The 21009-nt window shown below is 41.1% G+C and carries 20 protein-coding genes; 5 read left to right on the plus strand and 15 right to left on the minus strand.

The annotated features are described in order from the left end of the window. Positions 1-323: 323 nt before the first annotated feature. The 12 genes from MHI33_RS19785 to MHI33_RS19840 form a co-directional block, all read right to left on the minus strand. On the minus strand, positions 324-827 hold the full coding sequence (locus MHI33_RS19785; protein ID WP_113767807.1) for a hypothetical protein: 504 nt from the start codon (positions 825-827) through the stop codon (positions 324-326). Further along, a complete protein-coding gene (locus tag MHI33_RS19790) occupies positions 806-1420 on the minus strand; it encodes an ATP-binding cassette domain-containing protein (RefSeq protein ID WP_106066997.1) in 615 nt (204 codons plus the stop codon). The genes MHI33_RS19785 and MHI33_RS19790 overlap by 22 nt, the downstream gene beginning before the upstream one ends. 30 nt (positions 1421-1450) lie before the next feature. Next, on the minus strand, positions 1451-1981 hold the full coding sequence (locus MHI33_RS19795) for a stage II sporulation protein M (protein WP_065097851.1): 531 nt from the start codon (positions 1979-1981) through the stop codon (positions 1451-1453). A gap of 13 nt (positions 1982-1994) precedes the next feature. Continuing rightward, on the minus strand, positions 1995-2441 hold the full coding sequence (locus MHI33_RS19800; RefSeq protein WP_238153554.1) for a hypothetical protein: 447 nt from the start codon (positions 2439-2441) through the stop codon (positions 1995-1997). A 695-nt stretch (positions 2442-3136) separates the two neighbouring features. Beyond that, on the minus strand, positions 3137-3316 hold the full coding sequence (locus MHI33_RS19805) for a hypothetical protein (RefSeq protein WP_265208913.1): 180 nt from the start codon (positions 3314-3316) through the stop codon (positions 3137-3139). Between the two features lie 158 nt (positions 3317-3474). Then, a complete protein-coding gene (locus MHI33_RS19810) occupies positions 3475-3765 on the minus strand; it encodes an uberolysin/carnocyclin family circular bacteriocin (RefSeq protein WP_003214902.1) in 291 nt (96 codons plus the stop codon). Positions 3766-4841: 1076 nt separating this feature from the next. Then, entirely contained in the window at positions 4842-5033 is a 192-nt protein-coding gene (locus tag MHI33_RS19815; protein WP_034620267.1) for a hypothetical protein, read from the minus strand. A gap of 346 nt (positions 5034-5379) precedes the next feature. Next, positions 5380-6522: an acyl-CoA dehydrogenase gene (locus tag MHI33_RS19820; protein ID WP_065097849.1), complete on the minus strand. Its 1143-nt coding sequence runs from the start codon at positions 6520-6522 to the stop codon at positions 5380-5382. A 16-nt stretch (positions 6523-6538) separates the two neighbouring features. Beyond that, the gene (locus MHI33_RS19825; RefSeq protein ID WP_065097848.1) at positions 6539-7651 is read right to left on the minus strand and encodes an acyl-CoA dehydrogenase family protein; all 1113 of its coding nucleotides are present in this window, start codon (positions 7649-7651) and stop codon (positions 6539-6541) included. An 11-nt stretch (positions 7652-7662) separates the two neighbouring features. Beyond that, on the minus strand, positions 7663-8526 hold the full coding sequence (locus MHI33_RS19830; RefSeq protein WP_044140176.1) for a 3-hydroxybutyryl-CoA dehydrogenase: 864 nt from the start codon (positions 8524-8526) through the stop codon (positions 7663-7665). 19 nt (positions 8527-8545) lie between these two features. Next, positions 8546-9721 carry an acetyl-CoA C-acetyltransferase gene (locus MHI33_RS19835; protein WP_065097847.1) on the minus strand — a complete coding sequence of 392 codons (1176 nt, stop codon included), beginning with the start codon at positions 9719-9721 and terminating at the stop codon, positions 8546-8548. A gap of 102 nt (positions 9722-9823) precedes the next feature. After that, a complete protein-coding gene (locus MHI33_RS19840; RefSeq protein WP_065097846.1) occupies positions 9824-11935 on the minus strand; it encodes a heterodisulfide reductase-related iron-sulfur binding cluster in 2112 nt (703 codons plus the stop codon). A gap of 143 nt (positions 11936-12078) precedes the next feature. On the opposite strand from MHI33_RS19840, the gene cls (MHI33_RS19845) reads away from it, so the two are divergent. The 3 genes from cls (MHI33_RS19845) (at position 12079) to MHI33_RS19855 (ending at position 14578) form a co-directional block, all read left to right on the plus strand. Further along, complete coding sequence (gene cls / locus MHI33_RS19845; RefSeq protein ID WP_065097845.1) at positions 12079-13275, plus strand: cardiolipin synthase; 1197 nt, start codon at positions 12079-12081, stop codon at positions 13273-13275. A gap of 12 nt (positions 13276-13287) precedes the next feature. After that, positions 13288-14250 carry a UV DNA damage repair endonuclease UvsE gene (gene uvsE / locus MHI33_RS19850; protein ID WP_340913324.1) on the plus strand — a complete coding sequence of 321 codons (963 nt, stop codon included), beginning with the start codon at positions 13288-13290 and terminating at the stop codon, positions 14248-14250. Between the two features lie 73 nt (positions 14251-14323). Next, positions 14324-14578, plus strand: coding sequence for a general stress protein (locus MHI33_RS19855; RefSeq protein WP_340913327.1), 255 nt, complete (start codon positions 14324-14326; stop codon positions 14576-14578). Between the two features lie 30 nt (positions 14579-14608). On the opposite strand, the gene MHI33_RS19860 is transcribed toward MHI33_RS19855, so the two are convergent. The 3 genes from MHI33_RS19860 to cls (MHI33_RS19870) form a co-directional block, all read right to left on the minus strand. Continuing rightward, the gene (locus MHI33_RS19860; protein WP_340913329.1) at positions 14609-15607 is read right to left on the minus strand and encodes a S66 family peptidase; all 999 of its coding nucleotides are present in this window, start codon (positions 15605-15607) and stop codon (positions 14609-14611) included. A 72-nt stretch (positions 15608-15679) separates the two neighbouring features. After that, entirely contained in the window at positions 15680-17395 is a 1716-nt protein-coding gene (locus MHI33_RS19865) for an ABC transporter ATP-binding protein (protein WP_340913881.1), read from the minus strand. A gap of 105 nt (positions 17396-17500) precedes the next feature. After that, positions 17501-19003 carry a cardiolipin synthase gene (gene cls, locus MHI33_RS19870; protein WP_340913330.1) on the minus strand — a complete coding sequence of 501 codons (1503 nt, stop codon included), beginning with the start codon at positions 19001-19003 and terminating at the stop codon, positions 17501-17503. 156 nt (positions 19004-19159) lie between these two features. On the opposite strand from cls (MHI33_RS19870), the gene MHI33_RS19875 reads away from it, so the two are divergent. After that, entirely contained in the window at positions 19160-20131 is a 972-nt protein-coding gene (locus MHI33_RS19875; protein ID WP_340913333.1) for a S66 family peptidase, read from the plus strand. Positions 20132-20667: 536 nt separating this feature from the next. After that, a complete protein-coding gene (locus MHI33_RS19880) occupies positions 20668-20985 on the plus strand; it encodes a hypothetical protein (protein WP_340913335.1) in 318 nt (105 codons plus the stop codon). Positions 20986-21009 lie beyond the last annotated feature (24 nt).

Below are 21009 nucleotides of genomic sequence, written 5' to 3' on the forward strand. Positions count from 1 at the left end.
ACTAATGGTTCATCATTTAGGTGAAATGGGTCTAGCTTTTGTGTCCGGCCTGCATTTTGTAAACCGTTTTATTCATTCCAAACGAAAAAATGGGAACAATCAGGCAGCAATGGTGAATGAATAAATTTTGGCTATCATTCGAACGAAGTGATTGTCCATTTTTTATAAAGCGTATAAAAAGGTACACACCAACGGGTTCAGTTGGCGTGTACCTATAATGAAAAAAATTGTATAACACCTTTTTTCTCAAGTAACCTTGAATTCACTTTTATGCGAATACCGTTACTTCTTTTCGCAAGAGTTCATGCTCTATTTATTATTCATTACAGTACAGCGACTATTTCTTTTCCTAAGGAAATGAAAGCATCTATAATAAATGGTGCCGCAAAGAGAATCGAAGCTTTCCAGTTCGCTTTTTTGTATTGAAAAAAGAACAAGATCAACACTGCTCCTATGAGTGCCGTGAAAAGGTACAGCCATAAGCTTTGTATTTGCAAGATCCCCATACATATTACATTAATAAACATAATGATAATCTTAGGAATTAGAGCATAAAACAAATGACCCTTAACCTCTGGAGCAAAGATGATTAATAGGAATTTTGCGATGAGATACTGAACTAATAGGCTGATGGTGGTTAGAATTGTTGTAATGACAACAATGAGATTCAGCATCGTTTCATAGGACATATCCTCTAACAAAGCTCTTAAATCATCTAGTTGCGAAATGTAGCCATTCAACTCAATAGCAAAAGTAACGAAATAATAATTGGCCATAATAAAAATGACCAATGATATCAATGATGTTATTCTTGGACGTTGTTCCATAATAGCCTCCCATCCCCTATACTCACAATGCTTGAATGATCGTTTAAGCGTTTATTCACCATGCTATGGGAAACATATATGATGGTTGAAATTTTTTTAATAGAGAGATTCACTAGCCTCTCAGATAGCATCTCTATACTTTCTGAATCTAGAGATGACATGGTTTCATCAATTAGAATGGTTTCCCAATCTTTTACGAATAATAAAGATAATCCTACCTTCGCTTTCATACCCGTAGATGCTCTGCTATACGAGCCATCTAGGTTACCATCGAAAAATTCATTCACTTTCCCCATTTGTTCTTCAGTCGGCACAATTTTAAACGTATTCCACAGAATCTCTAGATTTTCTCTAATTGTAAATGGGTGAATGCCAATAGGATCCACATTTAAATAAAGAGTCGATTCTTTGTTTGCCTCAATATTTCCAGAGTATCTCTTATCTAAACCAGCTATCATTTTAAGGAGAGTGCTTTTACCTGCACCATTTCTCCCCACTAAATGAAAGAGACCTGTTGGAATTGAAAAATTCACTTTATCTAGTATGGTATTGTTTTTGAACTTCTTCGTACATTCTACAAATTCTAATCCCACTTGAATCCCCTTCTCTGTCGTATAGAGTCTTCAATAAAACCATCTATGATTGATCATGATAGAAAATAATAAAGAATCATACCCTTCAATAAAAGCAGCTATTATTAGGATGACTAACGATAGTAGATAATAAGGAATCATTTTTTTCATGACACCTAAAGCAGCTTTAATTGATTTCGTATAAATTAGTGTGAAAAGCACATACTGGCTGATTCCTTGATAAAACAACATATTTGGAAATTCTAATAGCCCATGAGGAATTAGTTTACCTAAAGCTTCTTGTGCTCCTAGCGTTCTAAAACCCATCGTAATGACGAAGGACGAACCTCCAAAATCCATTATTTGAAATAACGGCGACAACAAGAAACCCAGTAAATACATCGCAAAGTTCGTTAAGTTATGTGTCAGGACTACAGACATAAATTCCTGGCCCGAAGTTGGTGGTGCGGCTTCAAATAAATCTTTGTTGACTATATTCCCTAGATAAATCCCTGTACCTATCAGCAATATACAGTAGATAGAGTAGTACCACAGAAAATACTTCAATCTTTTATGTATCATTTTCCTCCTCTTTTCATGAAGTAATCGTGAAAATAGTAATGCATATGAGTAATAAAATAGGCAAGGACAGCTTCAATAACTTATGTTCATAATCGTTGATTAATAGTTCTGTTTTTCTGAAATATACGACCCCAATAAAGATGATTAAAGGCAACGATAACGTATTTTTAAGAATGATTGAGATATCGGACGTGTTGATCATTACTCCGACTATTCCACACACACTGACAAAAATCAGTACAAGACATAGTAAATATATCGTACTGGATTTAAATCTCTCGTACGGACTCACAATCAAAGAGGATTGCAACGTCTCGATTCTTGCCCTATCAAGCACAATCTCTTCCTTTTTCGACCCTATTAAGATTTCTAAGATCGTAATAAAGTTAATATAGACTAAAATGAGCGCAGGCAAATTTTCTATTTTCGTTAAAAAGGATTGGACGAAATAAGTAAGCATTGATACTAAGGCACCTATTAAAATGATCAATATTTTATTACTAGTGATATATGACAAAAATAAATACAGAATATTTCCAGACCTATATTGCTTATTCGCACTTTTTAGGAAGGAAAGTCCAGTTGTCAAAGGTATTCTATGAGAATTACTTATGTAAATGTAAATAAGAAGAGACTGTACTATTTGCAGTATCATCACTGCTTCAAAAACGGACGTTATGATATACCAAAATTGCAACAAAAGGAGTATTCTGTTGATGATATTGAATAGACCTGACAATAATTGAGATGCAAAAGAAAGCATCACGACAATAAATGCTAGTATCATAATGAAATATTGATTTTCTACTAACAAAAAGGTTAAAGCAATGAAACAAGCCAAAAGTAATTGAACTGAATATCCTTTTTTAATTGTAAAGAATAAATGTTTCAACAACAATTGTTTAGAGACAAAGACCACGCCTGGCTGCTGTCTTCTATACGGTAATACACAACGATTAATATTAGCTGTAGCTACAATGTATATTGAAATAAAAACAAAGCTGTTTAGGTAAGTGCCGGGAATCTCACCCCGATAGAAAATCAACGCTACCATCACAATGAAAGAAAAAAGAATCATCCCAATATAATTGAGGTACCCCATTATACTTTGATCATATATTTTAAATAGTTTATTTGTTTTATGCATAAGTCATTTTAAAAAGCAGTAGCCTTGGCTTTTCCTTGTTTTTTAAGTACAAACAAAATAGCAGCGGCAGCCTCAGTACTAACACCTAGATTGGCTACTATCTTTGAACCATTTCCAACGACTAAAGATGCGACTGTATCTGCAAATAACAATAGTGAGAATGAGCCAAGATTTTTTGCTTTTATCATAAAATTTCCTCCTAATTAATGTTTTATTACAAGCCGGATGGGCATAAAACGTTAAATTAGTTTTTAAGTCCCTGTCTATTGAACGTTGTTTCATCTGATATCAATACACTTTTGAAAAAAAATCATCTCAATAAAGATTGAGATGATTTTTTTTTAGATTAAAAAGCAGCAGCTTTCGCTTTTCCTTCTTTTTTAAGAATAGCCAAGATAGCAGCAGCTACACCTGAACTAATTGTGCCTACGCCAGTGAAAACACCAACGATTGTAATGACAGTTGCTACTGAGGACCAAGTATCTAAGAAATTCACTACTGTTGCCGCAGTTGCAGTACTAACACCCAGATTTGCTGCAATCAAAGAACCATTACCAATCACTAAAGCTACTAATGTTACCGCAAGAAGTGACAGCGATAATAAAGCATAAAACTTAGAATCTGTTGCTTTCGTCATAATATGACCTCCTTCGATTATTTACTACTTCTTTAGTCTAGCAAGAAGTAAATTACATTTCAATATTTTTTTGGAAAATTTGTAATATTTATTTAATTAACGGTATTTGTAATCAGTTTTTATCAGGATTTACGTTCATTTTCCATTTTTACCGGGCACTTATGTAATAGCATAAAATGCTCTGATTCATTTAAATCTAGTCAGAATTTCTGATAAACACTATCAAAAAATCAATTCGTTTCAAATCTTCAATGCCTTCTTTTTAGAGACAGGTAAACTTTTATGATGAATTTTTTTAAGAGATGCTCGTTTCCTGCTTGTAGTACTTCAATTATTACTGAGGTATTCATCAACAATCGGAGCTCACCTTCGTTAAAGACAGAGACCAAGTTCAAAAAATCACTGAAAGATCATGTTATAGATGTGGAAAAAGAGTTGATTTTATTTTGAATTCAAGAGAAATGATGAATGGAATGGGAAGTAAGTTATACACATTGACCCTAAGGAGAGAAGAACCGTATCCTGTATTAGGGAGCGATTCATTTTTGGAAATATATCAGTATCTTTATACATTTCAGTTCCTATCATAGCTTTTGAAAAATTGTAACATTTAGAAAATGTGATAAACATACTATTCTCTAAAACACAACATAAGTCCCTACAAATCGGAGTCGAAAAAGAAGAAAATGGATTAAATTGCCTAGTTGAATTGAATCAATTTCCTCAATTCCAAAAGAAATCGAGACACTCATATTGAGTTGTCTCGACTTCGATTTGATATCAAAATAGATACCCATTATTCAAATCTTTGAACGTATGATGAAAAATAATGGCTGCTTTTTGCATGAATCGTCTGTATAGTCATTTCTGTATTTTCTTTAGATCCAGATATTCGGGCAAAAAAAGCATTGCTCCTTTATGTAGGCAGAATCATAACCATCACGTTAGAAATGAGGCTGAACCCTGACATTTCTGCAAAGTCTAAACACATTAGTGAATGAGATGAACTTGTTATCTAGTTCTCAAGCATTGAAATATGCTTTCATAACGATACACTTTTATCGTTTATTTTAAGGCTAGAGATTCTGAAGTAATGAGATGACTACTGCTATGGTCAATATGATGCCTGCAAGCATTAAAACAATTAATTTTCTACGGCTATTTTCTTTTTCATTGTGATCTTTCTTTGAAGACTTCGAAAGTTCTGCGGAAACCATGATCCATATCACCAAAGTCACAATTGCTAAAATGGTAGTAGTTGTGGTCATAATAACCTCCCATATTTTTATTTTCTTAATTTTAACATAATGCTAATATAATATGGATCGATACTGGAAATCATCTTAAATTCAGGAAAACCTGACTATTACCTTGTATGTGGGTTATAGCTATATCATTCTTGTGGTCTAATTCTTTAGTAGGTATATTGCCAATTCACATGTACCAATACTCACTACTTCACCAGTTACAAATCACTCATACGTTAAAGCTGCTTCCTGTTGCCGACACTATCCTTTTACAATCCTAAAATAAAAAAACTTTGGATGATGCTAGTGATTAATGCTTCATGAACCAAAACAGACCACCTCACATCAGGTGGTCTTTGCTTTGTTTCTACATATCTAGCAGTTTGCGCGAGATGACTAGGCGCTGGATTTCCTGTGTGCCTTCATAAATTTGGGTGATTTTCGCATCACGCATGTATCGTTCGACTGGGTAATCTTTTGTATACCCGTAGCCGCCGAAGATTTGGACGGCTTCTGTTGTTACCTTCATGGCTGTATCTCCAGCAAAGAGCTTGGACATAGCTGATTCCTTTCCATACGGGAGCCCTTTCGTTTCGAGCCATGCTGCCTGATAAGTGAGCAGCCTAGATGCTTCAATTGCGGTTGCCATATCTGCGAGCTTAAAAGCAATTCCTTGATGCTGAATGATTGGTTTGCCGAATTGCTTTCGCTCCTTCGCATAATCGACTGCCGCATCAAGAGCGCCTTGTGCAATCCCAACAGCCTGTGCAGCAATACCGTTTCTTCCGCCATCGAGGGTCATCATAGCTATTTTAAAACCTTCTCCTTCTTGTCCGAGCCGGTTTCTTTCATGAATCCGGCAATCTTCAAATCGAATTTCGGTCGTTGGCGATGAGCGAATGCCCAGTTTGCTTTCCTTTTTGCCAACAGAGAAGCCCGGTGTCTCTTTTTCTACAATAAAGGCGGTCGTATTTCGAGATGTAGCTTCTTGGTCTGTCACAGCAAACACAATATAATAATCTGCAATGCCTCCATTTGTAATAAAGATTTTCGCACCGTTCAGGACGTATTCACTGCCTGCTTTTACTGCCGTTGTCTTCATTCCGCCGGCATCTGAACCCGAACCGCTCTCAGTGAGTGCATATGCCCCTACCTTCTGTCCTTCTGCAAGCGGCTTTAAATAGGTCTCTTTTTGTTCATCTGTTCCGAAAGTATAGATAGGCCACGAGGCGAGAGAGGTGTGGGCGGAGAGGGTGACGCCTGTAGAGGCGCACACTCTTGAAAGCTCCTCCACTGCGATGACGTAGGCTAAATAATCACTACCGATCCCGCCTACCTCTTCCGGCCAAGGAATGCCCGTTAAACCGAGCTCCGCCATTTGGCGAAAAATAGCTGGATCATACGTTTCTGTCTCGTCCCGCTCTGCTGCTGTTGGCTCTACTTCATTTTTCGCAAAATCCCTCACCATTTTTTGAATCATTTCATGTTCATCACTTAATTGAAACTGCATCATGAGCCACCTCGTTTCATATTAGCTGTTTACAAATGACCAGCCTTTGAATTTCACTTGTTCCTTCATAGATCTCACAAACTTTCGCATCACGAAAGTAACGTTCTGCTTGATAGCGATTCGTATAACCGTCCATGCCGAGTAAATGGATCGCTTCTGTACTGATCTCAACCGCCGTTTTTGACGTAAATAGCTTTGCCATGGATGCTTCCTTTGTCACCGGACGATTCGTCTCTTTATAAAAAGCCGCTTGATAGACTAATAGCTTGGCAGCTTCAAGCTTCGCTGCTAAATCACCCAGCCGAATGGTCGTTTCTAGACCTGCCGGGTGCTGCTTTAAATAAGTCACTGCCTCAGTTAATGCGGCTTCAGCTATACCGAGGCTTTGAGCCGCGATACCAATTCTCCCCGCATTTAAACTAGACATGGCTATGTGAAAGCCCTCTCCTTCTGCACCGAGCAGCTGCTGTTTTGGAATCCGCACAGCATCAAAATGAAGCGTAACGGTTTTTGACCCATGCAGTCCCATCTTTTTCTCATCTTTTCCGATCGTAAATCCGGGTGTATCTTTCTCGACAATGAATGCCGATATATTTTTTTTCGCAGAAGCAGGATCTGTCACGGCAAAGACAAGATACAGTTCTGCTTCCCCGCCGCTTGTGATAAACATTTTTGTACCATTTAACACATAATGGTCGCCCGCCCGCTCTGCTCTTAACTGAATATTGGAGGCATCTGAGCCTGCCTTCGGTTCAGTCAGGCAAAATGCTCCCAGTTTCTGCCCGGATGCAAGCAGCGGAACATAGGATTCTTTTTGCTCATTCGTTCCAAAAGCCAAAATAGGCATCGTCACAACAGATGTATGAACGGACACAATGACACCGATGGTCGCACTCACTTTGGATAATTCATGAATGGCGATGATATACGTTGTAAAATCTGCTCCTAAGCCTTGATACGAAGCTGGTATTGGAATCCCCAGAAAGCCTTTTCGTCCCATTTCTGCTAAAAGTGTTCTTGGGAACTGACCTTGTTCCATGGCTTCCACTTCAGGGAATACACGCTGTCTTGCAAATTCTGCTGCCTGTTCTCTCCAGAGTCGCTGTTGATCCGTAAGCAAAACATCCATTTTGACTCCCCCTATGAGTGGTCGTGGTATGTGTAAAAACCTCTCTTTGTCTTTTTGCCCAGCCAGCCTGCATTCACGTATTTTTTCAAAAGAGGACAAGGTCGGTATTTGCTATCCCCAAGTCCCTCATGAAGGGTATTCATAATAAATAAACATGTATCTAGTCCGATGAAATCAGCGAGACGAAGCGGCCCCATTGGGTGATTCATTCCAAGCGTCATGACACCGTCAATACTTTCTGCATCTGCCACGCCTTCATAAAGGGTGTAAATGGCTTCATTGATCATTGGCATCAATATGCGGTTTGATACAAACCCTGGGAAGTCTTCCACTTCAATTGGGGTTTTGTTTAAATTCTTTGCTGTTTCACAAACGAGTTGATACGTGTCGTCACTCGTTTGCAGCGCTCGAATGACCTCAACGAGTTTCATGACAGGCACCGGATTCATAAAATGCATGCCAATCACTTGCTCCGGTCTCCCCGTAACAGCTGCTAATTCTGTGATCGACAAGGAGGATGTGTTTGTTGCAAATATCGTCTTCGCCTCTGCAAATTGATCGAGTGTTTCAAAGATTTGTTTTTTCACACTCATTTGTTCAGATACAGCTTCAATCACTAAATGAGCCTGCTGCACGTCCTTTAAATCTGTAGATACGGCAAGCCGCTGCGTAATATCTCGGACTGCCTGATGGGCTAGCTTTCCTTTTTCTGCTCGTTTCGTCAGTTGTTTGGTCATGGAGGAAATGGCTCGATGAATCTGCTTTTCAGATGCATCATGCAGCAGGACTGTGTAGCCAGACTGAGCAAAAACTTGGGCAATGCCTGATCCCATTTGACCAGCTCCAACGACCATGACGGTTTCTTCTGTACTCATGACGATGAACGCCTCCCTTTTAATCTACCTTTATCATGATGGCATCTCCTTGACCGCCTCCACTGCAAATCGCCGCAATGCCAATACCGCCGCCTCTTTGTTTTAATGCATGAATCAAGGTCAATATGATACGTGTTCCGCTTGCCCCAATGGGATGACCAAGCGCAACTGCACCACCGTTGATATTCATTTTCCGCCGGTCAAGCCCGGTTATTTTTTCACATGCCAGCGCCACAGCTGAGAAGGCCTCATTGATTTCAAATAGATCGATATTCTCTAGGCGCTTGCCTGTTTTCTGTAAAATTTTCTCGATAGCAAAGGCTGGTGTTTTCGGAAAATCCTTTGCCTCTACAGCTACCTGCGTATGACCAAGCACGATTGCCAATGGCTTGACGTCATGCTGCTTTGCATATGTGTCTTTCATTAAAAGAAGCGCACTTGCTCCATCATTGACACCTGGTGCATTTCCAGCGGTAATGGTACCCGTTTGATCAAAAACAGGCATGAGCTTTGATAGCCGTTCATATGACGTATCACGACGCGGGGATTCATCTTCTGTCATCAGCCGCTCTCCCGTTTTCGTCTTGACGGTGACGGGAGTGATTTCATGCTGAAAAAAGCCGTTTTTCTGCGCTTCGATCGCTCGTTCATGACTTCTTAATGCCCAAAGGTCTTGCTCTTCCCGCGTGATACCGAGCTCCTTCGCAGCCATGCTCCCATACTCACCCATATGAACGCCTGTAAACGAACAGGTTAATCCATCTAAAATCATCGCATCTTGTACCGCACCATCTCCCATTTTGTAGCCCCATCGCGCTTTTTTTAGCAAATAAGGGGCGTGTGACATGGATTCCATACCGCCCGCTACGATGACCTCCGCATCTCCAGCTCGGATGATTTGATCTGCTGTGCTCACACTGCGCATTCCTGATGCACAGACTTTATTGATAGTTTGCGTCGGAACGGACCACGGAAGATCAGCATGTCTTGCTGCTTGCCTTGAAGGAAGCTGACCTTGTCCTCCCTGCAAAACACTTCCCATGATGACCTCATCCACATGATGTGAACCCGGCACTCTTTCCAGCGCAGCCTTGATTGCCACTCCGCCTAGTTCTGCGGCAGTCAACCCGCTGAAAGCACCGCCTAGTTTTCCAAATGGTGTTCTTGCTCCAGATACAATGACTGTCTTACTCATGTATGTCCCCTCCCTTTTGTTACCGCTTACATATTATCTGAACAGCAGATGTACAGCGCCATTTATAAGCCGATGAACATTCTATTCATCGGCCTGTTTTGTTTACGAAACCTGCTTTCCAGCCTCGCCAAACACTGATTTTTCAAGAAGCTCTGCGACATCAAATGTACCTACCTGCTCTTCTACTTCTTTCGCTTTCGTCCCATCTCCCAGCATCGTTAAGCAATAAGGACACCCTGAGCTAATGATGGACGGCTGCACTTGTAACGCCTGCTCCGTTCGGGCAGTATTAATCCGGGTACCCGTCTCTTCTTCCATCCACATTAAGCCCCCGCCTGCACCGCAGCACATACCCGTTTCACGATGCCGTTCCATTTCTCTCAGCGTCACACCAGGGATGGCTTTTAAAATGTCTCTCGGCGGATCATACACTTCGTTATATCTGCCTAGGTAGCAAGAATCGTGGAAGGTAATCACCTCGTTCACTTCATGTACAGGCGTTATTTTTCCTTCTTTCACTAGCTCTGCCAGTAATTCTGTATGATGATACACTTCTGCCTCAAGCCCGAAGTCTGGATACTCATTTTTAAATAAATTGTAGGCGTGTGGATCAATCGTAACGATCTTTGTGACACCGTTTTTCTGAAATTCTTCAATGTTTTTTGCGGCAAGCTCTTGGAATAAAAATTCGTTTCCAAGCCTTCTTGGTGTATCACCTGAGTTTTTTTCTTTATTGCCTAGGATGGCAAAGGACACACCTGCTTCGTTGAGAAGCTTTGCAAAGGCAAGCGCAATCTTTTGGCTTCGATTGTCGTATGCCCCCATTGAACTAACCCAGAATAAATATTCGAAGGTTTGGTCTGCTTTTTTCAGCTCTTTTACTGTCGGCACGTGCACATCTTCTCTCAATTCACGCCAATTTTCTCTTTCTTTCCGGTTCAATCCCCACGGGTTCCCTTGGCGCTCTATACTTGTCATGGCACGCTGTGCATCTGCATCCATTTTCCCTTCAGTCAGCACAAGATATCTACGCATATCAATAATTTTGTCGACGTGTTCATTCATGACAGGGCATTGGTCTTCACAGTTTCGGCACGTCGTACATGCCCAAATTTCTTCCTCTGTAATGACTTCACCAATAAGAGAAGGATGATACATCGAGCTAGCAGCCGATTCCTCTGCACCTGCTCCTCTCGCCTGAAGCGCCAGCTGATTTCCTGTTGTCTGCCTGAAGGCAAGCTGCGGAACCCAAGGCGTCTTTGATGTAATGGCGGCCCCTTTATTGGTTAAATGATCTCTTAGCCTTAAAATCAAATCCATTGGAGACAGCATTTTCCCTGTACCTGTTGCTGGGCACATATTTGTGCAGCGCCCGCATTCCACACAAGCGTAAAGGTCGATCAGCTGTGACTGACGGAAGTCTTCAATTTTTCCCACACCGAAGGTCTCTTGTGTCTCATCTTCAAAATCAATTTTTTGCAGCTTGCCTGGCGGGTCTAATCTGCTGGCAAATACGTTCACCGGTCCTGCAATGAGGTGAGCATGCTTTGACTGCGGGACATACACTAAGAATGTCAGCAAAATCAGGAGATGCACCCACCATGCGACATAAAAAACGACCGTTGCCGCAAGAGGTGAAATACCGCCCAGCAAGAAAGCAACACTGGATGCGATTGGCTCCGTTGGTGATAAAGAGTGTCCATGCCAGATGATATTCATCCCGTTCCCAAGTAAAACGGTCAGCATCAAGCCGCCAATAAATAAAAGCACTAGACCGGATTTAAAGCCACGCTTTAAACGGACAAGCTTCTCCACATACCTTCTATGGAACGCCCAAACAACAGCTACTAAAATGAGAAGTGTGACCACCTCTTGGAAAAAGGTAAAGACACCGTAAAGCGGACCTAAAGGGAGTCCGCTGCCTGGAACGAGTCCCTTCATAATAAAATCAAAGGCTCCGAACTGTACAAGGATAAATCCGTAGAAAAACAGCACATGAATGATGCCGCTCTTCTTGTCCTTTAACAGCTTCTTTTGCCCAAATACATTGACCCAAACACGCTCTAAGCGTTTTTTCACGTCTTGTTGGAACTCTTCTTTTTTACCAAGACGAATGTACGCTGCTCGTGTTCGAATGAGATAAATAAACAAATACACAGCGTAAGCGGTCACCGCCGCAAATGCGATCATGTTCATGATTAAAAGGCTATTCATCTTGCTCCCCCTTTCATTCCCCAAAACCCACTTTGTTCCGTTTCCATGTTGTACCTCTATCATAAATAATGAATGAGTATTCAGTCAATATTTTTTACACGTTTGGGTACACTATTGAAATATGCAAAAAAGGAGGAAGCTTCATGATCGCATTGATCATCCTACTCGTACTCATTGTCATCGTTTGTCTCATATTGTTAGACCTTTATATGGGAAAGAAATATTTTTCCACCCGCGCTTTTGAACGATCTTTTGATCAAACAAGCGGTGATGCCGCCTTTTATCATGATGGCGAACCACTCTTTGAACAGCTGATCACCGATATTCAGCACGCCTCTTCTTCTATTCATATGATGTTCTTTATTGTAAAGAACGACAAGATTGGTCAAAGGGTGTTACAAGCTTTGAAAACAAAAGCGGAACAAGGGGTTTCAGTCTTTTTACTGACCGATCGATTAGGGTCCTATCCGTTTGATCAAAAGTCCATTGATATGCTGGAGAAAAGCGGCATCCAATTTTACTTTTTAAATAAGCCTCGTTTCCCTTTTTTGATTTATCGGTTAAACATGAGAAATCATCGTAAAATCACGGTAATTGATGGAAAGATTGGCTATATTGGCGGTTTTAATATTGGTGATGAATATGTTGGAAAAAAGGGTCGGTTTGGCATTTGGAAAGATTATCATTTGCGCATGACAGGGCAAGTTGTCGCAGATCTCCAGCATGTGTTTTTGAATGATTTATACCGGACATCTGGCATTCATCAGCTGCAATATGAGGTTTTTCCTGCTTTGGAACCGGGAACACTACAATGCACAACACGCGCGACTGCTGGTTTTTCTTTAGAAGCTTTGTTCCTCAAAGATATTCAGCAGGCGAGGAAACAGATCATCATCTGTACGCCTTACTTTATTCCATCTGCTCCTCTTCTGAGTGCACTGCTTGATGCACGAAAGCGAGGCGTCACGGTTGAAATCATCATCCCAATGAAAGCAGATCATCCACTCGTCAAAGAGGCTGGATTTCATTATTTGAAGGACCTCATTGCCTCTGGCTGCCTTGTTTATCGTTTTTACAAAGGATTTTATCATGCGAAAGCCATTCTAATTGACCAGAGACGCTGTATGATCAGTACGGCAAATTTTGATAAACGCAGCTTGTTTTTAAACGAAGAAGTTGACGTCGCCATTGATGATGTCGACTTTACTGCACACGTAGAAGAAAAAATTCGCGAGCACATAGAAGTGTCTGAGCTTATGACAGAGGAGAAATTGACACAGCGTCCGCTTTTGTCACGTCCGCTGGAATGGGTTGGCGCCATGTTCTCGTACTTTTTATAAAGGAGCTGACCTATGCGTTATCGATTCGGTTATGTATCCAATGCCGTCACCTTGTGGGAGGCTTCTCCTGCCAAGTGGCTGACCTTTGCAAGATACAGCAAGCTCTCAAAGGAAGAGAGAGAAGAGGCTTTATTACGAACAACAAAGGCCAATCTCGTGAATACATTAAGAACGCTTTACTTTGCCATTGCCCATGATATCCCGCTTTACCGTTTTTCGAGTTCGATCGTCCCGCTTGCGACCCACCCCGAGGTACGCTGGGACTTTGTGACACCTTTTCAAAAGGAGTTTCTTGAAATTGGCGAGTTGGTGAAACGGCATGAACTGCGTGTGAGCTTTCACCCCAATCAATTCACCTTGTTTACTAGCCCCAAGCCTTCAATCACAGAAAATGCCGTGATCGACATGGCGTACCATTATCAAATGCTTGAGGCGATGAAGCTTGAAAAGGAAGGCTATATGAACATTCATGTGGGCGGTGCGTACGGTGATAAAGATTCGGCGCTTCAACGTTTTGATGAAAATATCAAACAGCTACCAGCGCATATCAAGGCGAGGATGACGCTTGAGAATGATGACAAAACGTATACGTCGTTAGAAACCCTTGATGTATGTGAAAAGCACGGTATTCCATTTGTTTTTGATTATCATCATCACGTGGCCAATAAAGATGATGATGCCGTGCTTGAAGACATCCTGCCAAGAATGTTCAACACTTGGACGAGCACTGGCATTCCGCCTAAAATCCATTTATCCTCACCGAAATCAGAAAAAGCCATACGCAGTCATGCAGATGGTGTAGATATGTCCTTTGTCTTACCGCTTTTTCATGCATTAAAACCGTATGGGCGTGATGTAGATTTTATGATTGAGGCGAAGTTAAAGGATCAGGCACTGCTCCGACTTGTCGAAGAGCTGTCTGCGATAAGAGGCAACAAGCGAACCGGCGGAGGAACCATTGAGTGGAAATCATAGATAAAGGTTTATCTCTGTTCAAACAGGGGTAACAAAGCTATTGTGAGAAAGTTATTAACAGGAGGATATGAAGATGTATCAAATCTATTCAATCCAAATCGCTGCGAAAGCATTGAATTTACATAAGCTTATTTCTCTTTATGAAAAATGCCATCAGGCTCAACATCGTCTATATGTGTATTCTAAAAAAACAATGTGCAACATCAAGAACATCGTAGAGCTTGAAACCTTCAGGCTCACTCATTTAGAGTCTGACTACTTAATTGTCGTAGAGGGGAAAAAAGCGCAAGACCTCTTGCACCCTTTTGAAAAAGAGCAGGTTTCATAAAAAGGAGCAGCCCTCAGGCCGCTCTTTTTGTTAGATCCATTCTTTCGTCAACCACACTTGTTTTGAAGCTGCATCCATTTTCACTTGTACCCCAATTGGCATCGTAATCATCGGGTGCGTATGGGCACAGTCAAAATCTGCGATGAGCGGTCTCTTTGTCTCTCCAAGCACCTCAAGTAAAATCTCGTAAGGTTCTTTTCCCGTTCCCTCATCATCAAACAGCTCATGTTTTCCCAAAAGAATACCTGATACTCGCTCAAACACTCCATTTACTTTCAATAAAGAGAAGTTTTTTTCTACAACCGAAGCGGTTTTCATGCAATCTTCAATGAGGAGAATGTCTCCTGTTTGGATCGCTGGCATGAACTCACTGCCCCATATGCCGTACATTGCATTCAGGTTCCCGCCGATCAACCTGCCTTCTGCCCGTCCTTCTATGACGCACAGCCAATCGTTCGGACGCTGCTCTTTATCACGCGTCTTTTCTTCCCAATTGATTCGTTCATCCGTCCAAAAAGGTGGTTTTTTGATCTGATAAGGAATGGGTTGAGGATGCATCAGGATGTCTTCGAACGACTGATACGTATAAGCGACGAACGGTTCAAACTCTCCAAAAGATGGGACAAGCGCCGGTCCGTAGAATACAGGCAGTCCCGTTTTTTCGTAAGCGGCTAAAAGAATCGCTGTCGCATCTGAATAACCGATCATGATCTTCGGATGTTGATTCAGCAGCTCAAAATCAAGATAAGGGAGCAAGCTATTTGAATTTGTCCCGCCAATCATTGACATGACGCACGCCAAGTCTTCCCTAGCCATTAGCTCATTCAGCTCATCTGCTCGTTCTTGAATTGTACCTGAACGGTAGTGATCCTCTTTCCCTGTTAATGATCCTGGTACCACAATGAATCCTTTTTGCTCAAGCCACTTCTTCGCCCGCTCATACCTAAGAGGCGAGGTCGCTGACGCAGGACTTGATGGTGAAAAAATACCGATCTTATCGCCTTTTTGTAATCGCCGAAGCCTCTTCATTCCATCAGATCCTTCCTACACGAGTTTTTTCTATCCTAACAAAAAAAGCCCCTTATCAAAAGGGCTTAATCTTTAATGACCAAACTGCGCTTCGTGCAGTCTGCTATATACGCCGCCCATTTGAATTAAATCTTGGTGGCGGCCTTGTTCTTCAATGCCTTCCTCTGTTACGACAATGATACGATCGGCGTGTTTAATTGTTGCAAGGCGGTGGGCTATGACGAGCGTTGTCCTGCCGACAGCTAGTTCACTCAGTGCATCCTGTATGGCTTTTTCTGTTTCTGTATCAAGTGCTGACGTGGCTTCATCTAGAATGAGAATGGACGGGTTTTTCAGGAACATCCGCGCAATCGACAGACGCTGCTTTTGACCGCCTGACAGTTTGACGCCGCGCTCACCTATGACGGTATTTAACCCTTCTGGGAAACGCTGTACGAGTTCCTCTAAATGCGCACTTCTTACAGCCTCCCAAATCTCTGCATCGCTGGCTTCTAAGTTGCCGTACGCAATGTTTTCACGAATGGTGCCTGAGAATAAAAAGACATCCTGCTGCACAATACCGATCTGCTGCCTTAAAGAAGACAATGTCATCGACTTTGTGCTTATACCATCAATCGTGATCTCCCCTTCATCCACATCATAAAAGCGAGGCAGCAGACTGCAAATGGTTGATTTCCCCGCTCCTGAAGGCCCGACAAACGCAACCGTTTCTCCTTGTTTAATCTTTAAATCGATATTATTCAGCACATGACTGTGTTCATCGTAGCCAAATGTTACGTTTCGATATTCAATTTCACCTTTTAGTCCGTGTACATCACGTGCTCCCTCTGTATCCTTCACATCCGGCTCTGTTTCTAGCAAATCGACATAGCTTTTAAAGCCCGCAATGCCTTTCGGATACATTTCAATGACCGTGTTGATTTTATCAATCGGTCTAAATAAAACATTTGTGATCAGAACAAACGCGATAAAGCCACCTGCCGTTAATTGACCTTGCAGAACAAACCATGTACCTGCGAGAAGGACAAACAGTGTCACAAGACGTGTGAGAATGTAACTGATCGATCCATTGACCGACATAATTTTATAGGAAAGAAGCTTCGCCTTTCGAAAACGGTTGTTGTTTTCAGCAAAACGTTTTTTCTCGAAATGTTCATTGGCAAAGGCTTGAACAAGACGAATGCCGCCGATATTGTTTTCAACCCTTGCATGAAAGTCTCCAATGTCATTGTTCAGCTGTGTAATCGCATGCGTCATTTTCTTATTAAAATGAAGAGCAAGCCAGATGATGACCGGCATGATCAGGAAGGTTAAAATGGCCAGCTGCCAGTTAATCATCAGCATGACTGCAAAGGCACCAAGAATCGTCATAATCGCTATAAACAAATCTTCAGGACCATGATGCGCCACTTCTCCAATGTACATGAGGTCGTTTGTCATCCGTGACATGAGCTTACCCGTTTTGTTGTTGTCAAAGAATTTAAAGGATAGGCGCTGAAAGTGATCAAACAGCTTCTTCCTCATATCTGTTTCAATATTGATGCCAAGCATATGCCCCCAATACGACACAATAAATTGCATAACCGAGCTGAGGGCATAAATGACAAACAGCGCAAATGCGGTCCAGACAATGACTGTCCAGTTCCCTGTTGGCAACAATGTATCAATAAAGTAGTTCACGATAAGCGGGAAACCCAGTTCCATTAATCCAACGGCGACAGCGCAAAAGAAATCTAAAAAGAACAGACCTCGATAGGGCCTGTAATAGGCGAAAAAGCGTTTTAGCATATGTAAAAGAACCTCATTTCCTCTATAATTGATAATCATTTTCAATTATAGAGGAATCCTCTTCAAAATACTAGATTAGGAAATGATTTCTTTGACTAGAAATCCTCATAGAACGCCAGAAAACAACCGAGCAAATGATTCCTTTAATCGTTCTTTTAAGCCTCTTTTATAAAAATGAACAGGTCCCATCTGCTCACATTCCATCATATCTTCCTCATAGTGTGCCATCAGCTGCTCAATGGGCTTTTTCGCGGCTGTAAAGACATTGACCTCAAAATTGAGCTGAAAGCTTCTCATATCCACATTTGCAGTGCCGACAGAGGCAAGTTCTCCATCTGCGATCATTACTTTTTGATGCATGAAGCCCTTTTGATAGTGATACACCTTGATGCCCTCTTTTAGAAGCTCAGAAAAATAGGATCGTGTGGCGTATTGTGTGAGAAAGCCGTCATTGATCTCCGGTACCATCACCCGGACATCCACCCCTCTTGTAGCAGCAATTTTCAATGCTGTACGAAGGGATTCATTAGGGACAAAATAAGGTGTCGCAATCCAGACAAATTGTTTCGCATTTGAGATGAGTGCATCATATAAATCACTCATACTTTCTTTCATATCGGGTCCAGTTGGTACAACCTGAATGACATCCTCTCCCGTCACAGGATGCGGCGTATGATATTTCGGATCATCAATTAATACTTCATCTGATACATACTCCCAGTCGAGCATAAAAATAGAGTGAAGGGTTTGTACAGCCTCACCCTTTAACATGGTATGCGTATCACGCCAAAAACCGATATTTTCATCACGTCCGACATATTCTTTTCCGACATTTAACCCGCCGACAAATCCTGTCTTCCCATCAATGATCACGATTTTGCGGTGATTTCGGAAATTGAATTTTTGATTAAAGAAACCATATTTTAAAGGCAGAAATGGAGCGACCTTGACTCCTGCCTGCTTCAAGCGTTTAATATCTTTTCGGGAGAAGCGAATGCTGCCAGCCGCATCATAGATGAAGCGAACCTCTACCCCTTCTTTCACTTTTTCTATCAAAATCTCCATCATCCGGTGCCCGAGGAAATCCGATTTAAACATGTAGTATTCTATATGGATGAACGATTTTGCCTTTTTTAATTCTTCAAAAATACGGGGAAACGTCTCCTCCCCATTTTTTAAAATGTCCATATCACTATTTGTGTTCACATGCATGCCTGTTGCTTTTTCTGTGTAATGAAAAAAAGTCCGCTGATTTTCGGTTAGACGCGATTCATCCGGCTTGCTCTCAAGCTCAGATATTCTGCGTAGTTTTTCACGGTTGTACATTCTCTTTGATTTGAATAAATGACCTTTCACATAGAGCTGTCCTGAGAACAAATAAAACATATAGCCAATGATCGGGAAAAAGATTAGCACATACATCCATAAGAGTGTGTGCTGTGATGTACGGTTCTCTAGCATGAGTGAGATGATACTAAATAAAATAATGGCGATATAAACCGCTGCGTACAGCTGAACACTCCACGCTGGAACCGGCCACCAATACACCACATATGCCCCGAATATCATAAAATATAAAAATAAAAATTCCAGTCTCCTCTTTTTCACATTCTCCGCCCTCATTCGTTTCTGTCTTTTCTCTTCCATACCCTTTGCACAGCTTGTATGAAACGCACGACCTATGCCTTTCTTCTAGCTTTTACAGACTTGGACCATTTGATCCGATATAATGGATAAATATGTGATGGAAAGGAAGATTTGTTTATGCATACACCACCTCCTTTAAAAAAAGGTAGTCATCTTCGTGTCATTGCCCCAAGCCGAAGTGCCAGCATTTTATCAGAAGAAGGAATCGCTCAAGCAAAAAAGCGTTTAGAGGCTTTAGGTTTCACTGTCTCTTTTGGAAAGCACGCGTTTGAATGTGATCTTCATTCCTCTTCATCTATTGAACACCGCTTGTCTGATTTGCATAAGGCGTTCAAAGATGATGAAGTTGACGGTATTTTGACAGCAATCGGAGGCTTCAATTGCAATGAGCTTTTGCCTTACATTGATTACGACTTGATTCGTCAGCACTCTAAAGTTCTTTGCGGCTACAGTGATATTACCGCACTCGCAAGCGCTATTACTGCAAAATGTGAGATGGTGACATACTCAGGCCCTCATTTCTCCAGCTTCCAAATGGAGCAAGGACAAGAGGAACAGACCGCTATGTTTCAAGCCTGCTTGATGAATGACGGTAAGTCTTTTGATGTGATCCCTTCGACAAAGTGGAGTGATGATGCGTGGTATCTTGATCAAGCGAACAGGCAATTTCATCCGACAAAATGGGGAATATATCAGGAAGGAACAGCTGAAGGCACCTTGTATGGCGGTAACCTTTGTACACTGAATTTACTGCAAGGGACGTCGTTTATGCCTCATATCAAGGATGCCATCTTATTTGTGGAGGATGATGATTTGGTTTTCCCTGAAATGTTCGCCAGAGACCTCACATCCCTCTTGCAGCATGCAGAATCAATCAAAGGACTGATCATCGGACGATTTCAGAAGAAATCCGAGATGACAGAAGAACATTTAAGATTCATTCTAGATAAGCACCCAATGCTCAAACACATTCCAGTGATTTACGATGTCGATATTGGACATACGCAGCCGGTTTTCACCTTACCGATTGGTGGAAATGTAAAGCTAGCGTGTAAAGATGGAGACGTGAAGCTGCGCATTCATTCATAACTAATAAAGGCTAAAAAAGCACCCGAATATGTGGTGCTTTTTTCTATGCCACCATCTTTTTTAAAAATTTTTTAGAAAAAGTGATCCAACCCTCCAACACCTTCGTTAAGTAGATGTAAAAAGAAAAGAGAGGAGGCAAAAACATGTTCTCTGATGTACTTAACCAATTATTCGATTCTATCTCTAACATTATTAATACACTTGGATAATTCTAATTAACGCACACATACTACATGCTTACCGAAGGGAGGATGCACTCTATGTTTTCTGATGTACTTAGTCAATTATTCGATTCTATTTCTAACATTATTAATACGCTTGGGTAATGTTCAACATCCGCTGTCTCTAGTAGATAGCGGATGTTTTTATTTAACAGATTCTGAATGGCGCCATTTAAATAACTATAAGGAACCTTGTTTGATTATCATCAATTCAAAAGACCCTTTATGAACTGGTTTCTTTTAAACAATTCAAACAAGCCCAATTGGATGTTATGATCTATTTAAGGAATATACTAACTATATAAAGGAGATATAATGATAAAACGTTTGATTGGTTTGTTTTTTATTACTCTTTGTATTGTTGGATTAAGCTTCACTTCAAAAACTCTCACCCTTTCTGAAGAGGAATTAGATGAAAAGGTCATCCACGTATTGGACTCATTATGGGAAGAGCATGCATTGTTTAACTATCAAATTATCAAGACAGATCCCACAATTTCCATCGGCATCGATACTTCAAAAGATATGGCAAGTTTGCAATCTATCTTAGAAAAGAAGCTTCCTAAACAAGCATTAGAGGATTATGAAATTGAGATTTTTCAGAGAAATAAAAGTGATCTAAAAGCTGATTGATGAAAAACACGAAGAAACCCACTC

This window comes from Bacillus sp. FSL K6-2971 (assembly GCF_038006405.1).
GTDB lineage: Bacteria > Bacillota > Bacilli > Bacillales > Bacillaceae > Bacillus > Bacillus pumilus.